The following is a 10,711-nucleotide window of genomic DNA, read 5'->3' as shown; positions in this document are numbered from 1 at the left end:
CGTCACCGCCAATGCACTCCTCCGAGACGGAAGGAAATGGACCGAAACCCCCGCTTGATCATCACGGATACTCGGGATCATGCTTCGCATGACCCTGCCGGGCAGTGGACGGCGCCTACGATACCCGCAAGTGCCACGACGCCATCGCTGGTCGAGGCGCCCAAGCCATCATCCCGCCCCGCAAGAACGCAAAGACATGGAAGGCCATCACAGCCGACGCCATTGCCCGGAACGAGGCCGTGCGCGCAGCGAACTACCTCGGCCGGGCGCTTTGGCGACGATGGAGCGGATACCATCGCCGAAGCCGCATCGAGGCGAAGATGCACTGTGTCAAACTGCTCGGCCGACGCCTCATGGCGCGGGACTTCGACCGCCAGGTTGCCGAACTTCAGGTCCGGATTGCCGTCTTGAACGGCTACACCGCGCTCGGCATACCCGTCACGGAAGCTGTGGGATGACTCTGTCCGGGGAAAGGGGGCCCCCGGCCTGGAGTGCGCCCTTATGGCTGGACAGGATCAGGCCGCGGTTTTGACCGGCTGGCGAGCGTTGTTGACCTCGTATTGAACCGGGCTGAGATAGCCCAGCGATGAGTGTAGGCGCCGGGCGTTGTAGACGTCCTCGATGAAGCCAGGCAGATCGGCCGTGACGTCCTCATAGATGTCGTATTCGTTGAGGTAGACGGCTTCGGCCTTGAGGGTCTTCATGAAGCTCTCGGCCTGCGGGTTGTCGTAAGGGTTGCCACGTCGGCTCATGGAGCCGAAGAAGCCATGCTTCTCGATAAGCGCCCTGTGCTTCGCAGAAGCATATTGCGACCCGCGATCCGTGTGGAAGACGCACCCGGGAAGAGGGCGGCGCAGAGCGATGGCACGCTCGAACGCGGCGACAGTCAGACGCGCATCGATCCGCCGTCCGATGGCGTAGCCGACGACACGTCGCGACCAGGCATCCATGATGATCGCGACATAGACGAACCCGGCCGCGATGGCGACGAAGGTGATGTCGTTCGGCGGGCGATCGCGGGTCCATCCACGATCGCGCACCCGCCTCACCCCAGAGCTGATCCGGGCCATGCGCCTCGAAGCCTCTGACGATCAACGGATAGATCGGTCCGCCATGATCACTGTCGGTCGTCCTGGTGAAGCGCCGCCGGCGACGTGGATTGAGGTCGTGCAGCTTCATCAGGCGCCTGACCTTCTTGCTGTTCACCACCCAGCCGCGATGACGCAGCTCCGCTCCGATCCGTCGGTAGCCGTAGCATTCCCACGCATCGGCGATCGCGCGCATCTCGATGACAAGGTCCGCGTCAGTGTCCGATGCCACGGGCGTGGCTGAGTCACTCGACCGTGCAACACCCATCGGCTCGCACCCCCTTTTGACGGAGAGGCCGCGGGGCCGGCGATCACGGATGTAGCCGCGCTTGTCGGCGAGGGTCCGTCCGAGACCCCCTTTTTGACGAAGGAAAGCTCCAGCGCTTGCTGTCCGACGAGCCGTTCCAGAGATGCGATCCGCGCCTCGTAGCGCACCAGCAGTTCGGCGGCCGCGGCCTCGTCGTCGAACTCCCCGGCTTCCGCCTTGGCGATCCAGATCCGGATCAGATTGCGGCAGACGTCATGGCGCTTGGATAGCCCATGCAGCGTCTCGCCTGCATTGTATTCAGCCACGACCTGGCGCTTCAGTTCCATGGCTCATGGCTGCGGTGTCGTCTCGGCATCGGCCGTCTCCCTCGGATGGGCCCGGACCTGTCAATCTATGCCTGAAGGTCTGTCCAGTTCGAGGGGCGCACTCCACACATGGACGCATTCGACCGTATCATGCGAGCTGAGGCGATAGCCCGCTAAAACCGGGGCTACCCACACATGGTGTGACCGCAGGTCGAAAGCGGAGCCGCTACAGCGAGTCTTAGCCGGGAAAGGGGTCTTCAGTACCCTCAGGAAGCGGGACGGCGAAGGTGTTGATGGTCATCGAGATCAGCGTGTAGTAGCCGAGGATTCCGACCAGCTCGACAGCCCCTTCCGAACCTATGACGGCGACGAGGCGTGCGTAGGTCTTGTCGTCGACCCGGCGTTCACGGTGGAGCGCCAGGCTGAACTCATACACCGCCGCTTCATCCTCGCTCTCGGCAGAAAAGGATGGACTCCGACCGGTGCGGATTGCCTCGATGGTGTCGGGGGAGACGCCGGCGCGCTCCGCGATGGGCGCATGGACAGCCCATTCAAAGCCAGACTTCCAGACCGCACCCGTGACCAGAATTGCAAGCTCGGATAGCCGAGCCGGCAGGCGTGTCTCGTACCGGCAGAAGGCGCCAAGCGCCTGTGACCGGTCGGCGAGCTCCGGCGAGTGGAGCCAGACGCGCAGCGGTCCCTCGACGCGGCCGCGCGCGCCAGAGGCGATCCGGTCATGAACCTCGCGCTGACGCGGGGTTAGCGTCTCTGGTGCAGCAAGTCGGGGTTCTGTCATCGGGATGTCTCCTGTTGGATCGGGCAAGTCAGGGTTTCATGAGAATGGTACGGTGTCGCCGAGGCGCCGGACCTGACCGGGGAAGGCAGCGAAGGCATCGCTCTCGGGGATGTCGCGCAGGACGTCAAGAAAGGCACTGGCGGCAACGGAGAACTCTCCCGAATCGCGGCTCACGAGGCCAAGGCCCCGCTCGACCGCGGGTCCTTCGAGGGGGCGCCAGACGAGATCGGGGCGCAGCACGACCGGCAGGCAGAGCGCAGGGAGTGCCGTGACCCCGAGACCAGAGGCGACCATGCAAGCGACAGTGGCGAGGTGATTGACCTCGCAGACGAAATGGGCGCTCTGCCGCAACTCGACCAGGGTGGAGTCAACAAGCTGTCTCACGCTCGTCATCGGCGTCATGAACACGACGGATTCGCGCCTGAACATCGTCCAGGTGATGTGCTCCTGTGTGGCAAAGGGGTGATCGCGCTGGAAGATGACCACGAACTTGTCTGCAAGCAGGGGCGCGAAGTTCGTCTCGCCAGCGCCGTGAGGTGCGATGGAGATCCCGAAATCTACGCGACCTGAACGGACGAGGGCGATGACCTCGTCATGCAGCACGTCGTGAATCTCGACGGTAACTTCAGGATGGCCGGAGGCAAAGCGTCGCATGACGCCGGGCAGCAGGCTCGCCGCGATCGAAGGCAGGGCGGCGACAGCAACACGGCCGCGGCGGGCAGCCGCGATGTCAGCCATTTCTTCGAAGGTGCTGCGCCAGGTCCGCTGGAGATTCTTCGCCTTGGGCAGGAACGCCTCGCCCTCGGGGCTCAGGAAGACGCTCCGCGAGGTGCGGCGGAAAAGCCGGATGCCCATGTCGTCCTCAAGGCGCTGGATCGCGAGGCTGAAGGCCGGTTGCGAAAGACCGAAACGACGAGCAGCGCTGCTGAAGCTCCCCGTTTCGGCCAGTGTCAGGAAGGCCTCTATCGGTCTTATGCCAGCCGTCATTTATTCGCCAAATGGATCAATATCATCTATTTATTAGACGAATAGAATAGACGTTGGTATCCCCCAAGAGCGCGACGGAGGGGAGCCGGACACGTGGATAGCATGGAGAGGGCATCTGGCCCGGACGCACGCAGGATGGGGGAAGTGCTCCGTATCGGCTGCGGCGCCGGATTTGCCGGGGATCGGCTCGACGCAGCTGTGCCAGTCGTCCGGGAGCTGGTCGAGGCCGGCGGACCAGCATGCCTGATCTTCGAGATGCTGGCCGAGAGGACGCTGGCGCTGGCGCAGCTCGGGCGTCGGAACGGGGGGACGGGCTTCGATGCCCACCTCCTTGCGCGGCTGGAGCCTGTCCTTGCGGATTGCCTCTCGAACGACATTCGCATCGTGGGTAATTTTGGCGCTGCCGATCCGGCCGGCGCGGCGGCAGCGATTGCCGCCCTTGCGCGGAAACTTGGAACGCGGACGCCGCGCATTGCGGTGGTCAGCGGCGATGACTTGCTGGAGGGCGGATCGCGATCCGGGCTGCGCGAATGTCTCGCTGCGGCTTTGCCGGACGGCGTCGAGCCGATGGCTGCCAACGCCTATCTCGGTGCTGCGGAGATTGCGGCAGCCTTGAAGTCGGGGGCGGATATCGTCGTGACCGGTCGGGTGGCGGACCCTGCGTTGGCCCTCGGTCCGCTGGTGGCGCACTACGATTGGTGCTTCGATGATTGCGATCGGATTGCGGCCGGCACGCTCGCCGGTCATCTGCTGGAATGCGGCGCTCAGGTCACCGGCGGGTACTTTGCCGATCCGGGCTTCAAGGACGTCCCGGATCTCTCCCAGATCGGCTTTCCGGTGGCCGAGATCTCTGCAGACGGCAGCCTAGTGATGACAAAGCCGGCCGGCACGGGCGGCGCGGTTAACGCGCAGACGGTCAAGGAGCAAATTCTCTACGAGATCCACGATCCCGCCGCCTATCTAACTCCCGACGTCGTGCTCGACCTGACACAGGTGGAGGTGGAAGAGGTCGGACCCGACAGGGTCGCAGTGCGCGGCGCCCGGGGGCGCGAACGACCCGAGACGCTGAAGGCGACGATCTGCTATCTGGGCGGGCATCTCGGGGAGGCAGAGATCTCCTATGCCGGACCGAACGCCTTGGCGCGTGCCCGACTTGCGCTTGGCATGGTGGTGCCGCGCCTTCCTGAAGGCCTGACCTGGCGGGGCGATTTCATAGGCGCAACAAGCATCTTCGGGGATGACGGCAACCAACACCTCGCGACAACGCCGTCCGGCGCGCGCGACGTGCGGCTGCGCCTTGCCCTGCAGGGCGCGGATGAGGATGTAGTAGAGGTGGGACTGCATGAGTTCGGTGCGCTTTACACCTGTGGGCCGGCGGGTGGCGCAGGGCTGCGAACAAGCCGGCGCCCGCGCTTCCATACCGCTTCGGCGTTTGTTCCACGCGACCTCGTTGCGCCCCGATGGAACTGGAGCGAGACATGAGCCGTGAGGTGGAGCTGCATCAAATCGCCCATGCGCGAGCGGGCGACAAGGGAGACCGGCTGAACGTCGCTGTCATTGCCTATTGTGCTGCGGACTGGGAGATCATCTGCGCCGAGGTCACCAAGGAACGTGTCGGGGCGCTTCTTGCCGAGCGGCGGCCGACTGCGATTCAGCGGTATGAGCTGCCGAATCTGCACGGGTTGAACTTCGTGATCGACGGCGTGCTCGACGGTGGCGTGAACCAGAGTCTCAACCTGGACGGACACGGCAAGAGCCTGTCATTCCGCATCCTCGAGATGCGGATCCCGGTACCGGCGGACTGGACTTACACCAAGGAGGAGAAAACAGGATGAAACTTGGAACAATGCTTGCCGCGGTAGTGGCGGCGGGAATGACGGCTGGATCGGCATCGGCGCAAGAGACGCGGCTTCTGATCGGATCGACCTCGGCCTCGTCGAGCCAGTACGGCTATTTCGTGGCACTTGGGCAACTCATCAACGAACAGGTTGAGGGCGTCTCTGCCTCGGTTGCCGAAACGGGGGCGACGATGGACAACCTGCGCCGGATGCAGCGGGGGCAGGTCGATCTTGGACTCGTCACCACGAACATCATCGAGCATGCCTGGAACGGGGCGCAGGAGTTCGAGGGGCAGCCACAACAAGCGCCGCTGCTCTGGGTCTATGCGCCCGCGCCGCAGAACGTGGTCGTTCGAGAGGATGCCGGGATCGACACCCTTGCCGATCTCGAGGGAGTCCGCTTCAATCCGGGAATCCGCGGCTCGGCGACGGAGGCGACAGCGGAGGCGGTCTTTGACACCCTCGGCATTTCGCCCGAATGGGTGCGCGGCTCGACTACGGATGCCGTGGACATGGTCAAGGACGACCGCATCGTCGGCTATGTGAAGTCGGGGGCGGGCACGCGGCTCGACGCCTCGTCGCTCGATATCCAGACCTTCACGCCGATCGAGGTGATCTCGCTCACCGATGAGCAAGCCGAGACGCTGCGCCAGGAGATGCGCGATATCGCCGTCGTCGACATCCAGGAGGCAGGGGAGGGTATCGAGTCCTACAAGACCTGGAGCTTCGCACTCGCCGTGTCAGCCACGCCCGAAATGGACGAGGAAGTTGCCTATCAAATCACAAAGGCGGCGATGGAGGATGAGACGGTGCAGCAGAACGCCCTTGCCGAACTCGCCGATTACGACCTCGCGGAACTGACGATGCAGTACGGCACGGTGCCGTTGCACCCGGGCGCGGCGCAGTATTTCCGCGAGCAGGGCATCGAGATCCCCGAGCATATGCAGCCGCAGGATTGAAACAGGGCCGGGCCCGCGTTCGGCCCGGCCTTCCGATGCCCGGGAGGAGAACCATGCGCGACACCGCCGCCAAGGCCCTGGCCGTTCTGATCGGCCTGTTCGTGCTCTACACATCGGCCGCGGGACCGTTCGAGAGCCTGGTGCAGCGGGCGATCTTCGTCGCTCTCGTGGTCACGCTGGGTCTGCTGATGTATCCGCTCGGCGCTGGCACGCGGCTGAGGGCGGTCGGGATAGCGGTGGACGTGGTCGCGGCGGTCGCGACCTGGATCGCCTGCATCTACATCGTGATCAATTATGACGCGATCATGAACGCTCTGCCATGGGCCACCGCTTGGGATGTGGCGATGACGGCAGCGCTGGTCCTCGTCTTGCTGGAGCTGGGCCGTCGCGTGGTCGGCTTTATCTTTCCGGCGCTGGTGACGATTGGGCTCGCCTATGCGCTGCTCGGCCACCACATTCCGGGACTGCTCGGGCATCGCCCCTTTGACATCTACTTCGTGACCGAAACGCTGTTTCTCGGCGATCTCGGTCTTTGGGGGCCACTCGTCAGCGTGGCCGCCACCGTAATCTCGGCCTTCGTCCTCTTTGGCGCGGTGCTGCTCCATACCGGGGGCGGACAGACGTTCATGGACCTCGCTCTGAGGCTCGGCGGGAAGAGCCCGGGCGGCGCGGCCAAGATGGCGACCATCGCCTCAGGCCTGTTCGGAATGGTAAGCGGCAGCGCGGTCGCCAACGTCGCGACGACCGGGAACTTCACCATTCCGCTCATGAAACGACTGTCCTACCCGGCGCCTTTTGCCGCAGCGGTTGAGGCGGTGGCATCAACCGGCGGACAGCTTGCGCCTCCGATCATGGGAGCCGCGGCCTTCGTGATGGCAGAGATTCTTGGCGTCAGCTACATAACGGTGATGACGGCGGCGATCCTGCCGGCGCTGCTCTTCTACACGTCCGTCTTCGTTACCGTTCACGTCGTGTCGCTACGGCGGGGCCTGAAGATTGTCGATCCGAAGGACATCCCCGCTTGGACTACGATCCTGCGCTGGCGTCGCCTGCTGCCGATCCTGGCAGCGCTTGGCGGGTTGTTCTGGGGAATATTCGAGGGCCGCTCGGTTCAAAGCGCGGCCTTCCTTGGCATAGCGGCGCTGCTCGTCGCCTTCCTGGTTACAAGTGTCGGGGCGCGGAGCGGGCGGGATGTTATGCGGCTCCTTTTCGAGGCACTCGAGGATGCCGGTCGCGGTCTCGTCATCATTGGCGTGCTGCTTGCTGGCGCGCAGATCCTTGTCGCGATGATCAACCTTACTGGGATCGGGGTCACTCTTTCTTCGCTGATCGTCGACCTCGCCGGAAACTCCGAGGTGCTGGTGGCGATAATCGTAGGGCTGGTCTGCCTGATCATCGGGATGGGACTGCCTACGACGGCCGCCTATGTTCTCGTCGCTGCTGTCCTCGCACCGGCGCTGACCGGAGTGGGGGTGGAGCCGCTTGCGGCGCACATGTTCGTCTTCTACTTCGCGACCATCTCGGTGATCACACCGCCGGTCTGTGTCGCTGTCTTCGTCGCGGCGGGAATCGCGCAAACGAACTGGTTGCCGGCCGCGCGCGAGGCGGTGCGCCTCGGCGCCCTGACATACGTCGTGCCTTTCCTTATTCTGATCTACGCAGGCATGATCGGACAGGGTGGGGCATTCTCCATCGGTAACGCCGCACTCACCGGAATGGTGTTGGTGGTGACAATCCCTCTGCTGCTCGCGAGGGTACCGATCCTTGGTAATCGGTGGCTGGACGCGGCGCTCTATGTGGCGGCAGCGCTACTCGCCATCGTGCCGCATCCGCTGGGTCCCGTGGCCGCTGTGGGACTGCTTGCGGCAGCTTGGGCTGCCGGTCGGCGGGCGGGAACGGCGGGGCTGACGCTGCCGGCGACGGCTTCAGCGCAAGAGAAGGAGACGTGATCTCATGAGCTATCCCAATCCCACGAACATTCGCCACGTCGCTCTGATTGGCACCGGGCTCATCGGCGCGGGTTGGGCGGCGCTATTCCTTGCACGGGGCCTTGCGGTGCATGCGATCGACCCGGCACCCGGCGCCGAGGACCGCCTGCGAAAGACCGTGTCCGAGATGTGGCCGAGCCTGGTTGGGCTCGGGCAGGCCGAGGGTGAGCCTGATCACACCCGCTTGAGCTTCGCCACAATTCCCGGGTCCGCCCTCTCCGACGCGGAGCTCGTTCAGGAGAGCGCGCCCGAAAAGCTGGAGCTGAAGCGGGCGCTGCTGGCGAAGGTTGAGGGGCTCGTAAGCGAGAGCGCCGTCATCGCGTCTTCGACCTCTGCGCTTCTCGTGGGCGATATTCAGAAGGAGTGCAGAAAGCCGCAGCGCGTGATCGCGGCACATCCCTTCAATCCGCCGCATATCCTTCCGCTGGTAGAGGTGTCCGGAGGGCCTGCGACCGATCCGGCAGCGCTCGATTGGGCGATGGCCTTCTACGCGTGGCTTGGCAAGAAGCCCGTGCGCCTTGGCCGGCAAGTCGAGGGACATATCGCAGGACGGTTGAGCGCGGCGCTTTGGCGCGAGGCCGTTTCGCTCGTGGAGCAGGGCGTCGCCACCGTCGCGGACATTGACGCAGCCGTCCGCCACGGCCCGGGACCACGTTGGGCCACGACCGGGTGTCATCTCACGTATCATCTGGGCGGCGGAACGGGAGGGCTCGCACATTATCTGGCGCATCTTGGGCCAAGCCAGCAGCGCCGGTGGGACGATCTCGGGACTCCGCGGCTCACACCCGCGCTGTGCCAGAAGCTGGCCGAGGGCGTGGAGGCGGAGACGGAAGGCGCGGATATTGCCGCGCTTGTCGAAGAGCGCGATCGGCGCCTGATGGCTCTTCTACAGGCATTGTCAGGTAAGGCGGATCAGAAACGGCCATCAAGATGATGGATTGGTTCTATTGATGGCATGTGTTCTGGCTCTGATGCTGCAGACCGGAAGTTCGGGCGCCTGGCGATCCAAGAGCGGCATTGACGGGCTCTGAGTAGCAACGGAGCAGAAATCCGACACAAGGACCGCGAGGGTCCGGCGCGCCTTCTGGGTCGGCAGCAAACCTGGGATTAATGCGATGTCGCCAACCGGCCTCGCCGGGACGCCGAACGCGGCCCGCATCTCTGTGACCTTCAGCGGTAAATGGCGCTGATCCTCTATCGCTATTTGGCGCGTTTCTCGACGGCGGGCTCGACCTTTCCCGGGTCGGCGGCGCGGACGTAGCTGTAGAGGGTGGGCTTGGAGATCCCCATCATCTGGCAGATTTTGGCGATAGGCGTCTGACGCTCGTTGTAGAGGCGCACGGCCAGCGCGCGCTTGTCGGCGTTGAGCACGGGACGGCGGCCGCCGAGGCGGCCCCGGGCGCGGGCCGCGGCGAGGCCGGCTTGGGTGCGGTCGCGGATGAGCGCACGTTCGAACTCGGCCAGCGCGCCGAAGACGTGAAAGGTGAGCTTGCCGGTGGGCGTGGTCGTGTCGATGGCCTCGTGCAGCGAGCGCAGCCCGACCTTTTGTTCGTCAATGTAGCCGACCCAGGCGATGAGGTCATTAAGAGGTGGCTCGGTTTGTCTGAACAGGTTCCGGGCGTTTCCTAAGTGGATTTCCGCCTTGGTTACGCAGCGGCCGCCTGAGGCATCAACGGTTTGAAATAGGCCTGATCGGGGGTTTTCCCGTCAAGCGATGAATGTGGACGGCGGCTGTTGTAGAAGCGCAGGTAGCGTCCGATCGAGGCGCGGGCCTCCGAGACGCCGACGTAGGCGTGCAGATAGACCTCTTCGTATTTGATAGTCCGCCAGAGGCGCTCGACGAAGACGTTGTCTCGCCATGCGCCTTTGCCGTCCATGCTGATCTTGATCCTCCGTGCCGCCAGCACGGCGATGAAGTCGGACGAGGTGAACTGGCTGCCCTGATCGCTGTTGAAGATCTCGGGGGTGCCATGTCGCGCCAGCGCCTCCTCGACTGCTTCTATGCAGAAATCTGCTTCCAGAGTGATCGACACCCGCCATGCCAGGACCCGGCGAGTGAACCAGTCCAGAACGGCGGCAAGGTAGATGAACCCCCGCGCCATGGGGATATATGTGATATCCATCGCCCAGACCTGATTAGGCCGAGTGATCGGCAGCTTGCGGAGCAGATAGGGATAGACCTTGTGCCCCGGTGCCGGTTTCGAGGTGTTGGGTCTGCGATACAGTGCCTCGATGCCCATGCGCTTCATCAGCGTGGCGACATGCAGCCGCCCCACCTTGAAACCTTCTTGGATCAGCAAGCCCTGCAGCATCCGGCTGCCCGCGAAGGGGAACTCCATGTGCAGTTTGTCGATCCGGTGCATCAGCTTCAGATCGGCGGCCGAGACCGGGCGCGGCTGGTAATAGACGCTGCCTCGGCTGACACCCAGCACCTTCGCCTGGCGGCTGACGCTGAGCCTTGCCGTAGGATCGATCATCTTTT

10 protein-coding genes and 4 pseudogenes are annotated in these 10,711 nt (G+C 64.2%); 6 read left to right on the top strand and 8 right to left on the bottom strand.

What is annotated here, in order from left to right:
• Positions 1-107: 107 nt before the first annotated feature.
• Positions 108-458 (top strand): annotated as a pseudogene (locus Q1B08_RS20240) (transposase); the annotation flags it as partial.
• Positions 459-515: 57 nt separating this feature from the next.
• On the opposite strand, the gene Q1B08_RS20235 reads toward Q1B08_RS20240, so the two are convergent.
• From Q1B08_RS20235 to Q1B08_RS20220, 5 genes and pseudogenes are all read right to left on the bottom strand, one after another.
• The gene (locus tag Q1B08_RS20235; RefSeq protein ID WP_299822868.1) at positions 516-1,040 is read right to left on the bottom strand and encodes an IS3 family transposase; all 525 of its coding nucleotides are present in this window, start codon (positions 1,038-1,040) and stop codon (positions 516-518) included.
• Positions 1,041-1,197: 157 nt separating this feature from the next.
• A pseudogene (locus tag Q1B08_RS22180) lies at positions 1,198-1,284 on the bottom strand (IS3 family transposase); the annotation flags it as partial.
• 257 nt (positions 1,285-1,541) lie between these two features.
• Positions 1,542-1,682: pseudogene (locus Q1B08_RS22175) on the bottom strand (transposase); the annotation flags it as partial.
• 217 nt (positions 1,683-1,899) lie between these two features.
• Positions 1,900-2,457, bottom strand: a complete 558-nt coding sequence (locus Q1B08_RS20225; protein WP_299822862.1) for a carboxymuconolactone decarboxylase family protein — start codon at positions 2,455-2,457, stop codon at positions 1,900-1,902.
• Between the two features lie 36 nt (positions 2,458-2,493).
• Positions 2,494-3,444 carry a LysR family transcriptional regulator gene (locus Q1B08_RS20220; protein ID WP_299822859.1) on the bottom strand — a complete coding sequence of 317 codons (951 nt, stop codon included), beginning with the start codon at positions 3,442-3,444 and terminating at the stop codon, positions 2,494-2,496.
• 144 nt (positions 3,445-3,588) lie between these two features.
• Between Q1B08_RS20220 and Q1B08_RS20215 the strand changes: the two genes are divergently transcribed.
• The 5 genes from Q1B08_RS20215 to Q1B08_RS20195 are packed head-to-tail and all read left to right on the top strand — an operon-like array spanning position 3,589 to position 9,163.
• The gene (locus Q1B08_RS20215) at positions 3,589-4,926 is read left to right on the top strand and encodes an acyclic terpene utilization AtuA family protein (protein ID WP_299822856.1); all 1,338 of its coding nucleotides are present in this window, start codon (positions 3,589-3,591) and stop codon (positions 4,924-4,926) included.
• The gene (locus Q1B08_RS20210) at positions 4,923-5,279 is read left to right on the top strand and encodes a hypothetical protein (RefSeq protein ID WP_299822855.1); all 357 of its coding nucleotides are present in this window, start codon (positions 4,923-4,925) and stop codon (positions 5,277-5,279) included. The genes Q1B08_RS20215 and Q1B08_RS20210 overlap by 4 nt, the downstream gene beginning before the upstream one ends.
• Entirely contained in the window at positions 5,276-6,241 is a 966-nt protein-coding gene (locus tag Q1B08_RS20205; protein ID WP_299822853.1) for a TAXI family TRAP transporter solute-binding subunit, read from the top strand. The genes Q1B08_RS20210 and Q1B08_RS20205 overlap by 4 nt, the downstream gene beginning before the upstream one ends.
• Positions 6,242-6,294: 53 nt before the next feature.
• Complete coding sequence (locus Q1B08_RS20200; protein WP_299822850.1) at positions 6,295-8,190, top strand: TRAP transporter fused permease subunit; 1,896 nt, start codon at positions 6,295-6,297, stop codon at positions 8,188-8,190.
• 4 nt (positions 8,191-8,194) lie between these two features.
• On the top strand, positions 8,195-9,163 hold the full coding sequence (locus tag Q1B08_RS20195) for a 3-hydroxyacyl-CoA dehydrogenase NAD-binding domain-containing protein (protein WP_299822847.1): 969 nt from the start codon (positions 8,195-8,197) through the stop codon (positions 9,161-9,163).
• 266 nt (positions 9,164-9,429) lie between these two features.
• Here the strand turns inward: Q1B08_RS20195 and Q1B08_RS20190 are convergent, their stop codons facing one another.
• The 3 genes and pseudogenes from Q1B08_RS20190 to Q1B08_RS20180 all read right to left on the bottom strand — a co-directional run.
• Positions 9,430-9,600 (bottom strand): helix-turn-helix domain-containing protein, encoded by a 171-nt coding sequence (locus Q1B08_RS20190; RefSeq protein WP_299822844.1) that lies wholly within the window; start codon positions 9,598-9,600, stop codon positions 9,430-9,432.
• A 78-nt stretch (positions 9,601-9,678) separates the two neighbouring features.
• Positions 9,679-9,756 (bottom strand): annotated as a pseudogene (locus Q1B08_RS20185) (transposon DNA-invertase); the annotation flags it as partial.
• Positions 9,757-9,875: 119 nt separating this feature from the next.
• Positions 9,876-10,711: IS3 family transposase (locus Q1B08_RS20180; protein WP_299822841.1), on the bottom strand; the 836-nt coding region annotated here is incomplete at its 5' end.

The sequence above is a fragment of the uncultured Jannaschia sp. genome (assembly GCF_947494025.1).
Lineage (GTDB): Bacteria > Pseudomonadota > Alphaproteobacteria > Rhodobacterales > Rhodobacteraceae > Jannaschia.
Note: the sequence above shows the minus strand (reverse complement) of the source record. Positions and strands in the feature narration are given on the sequence as shown.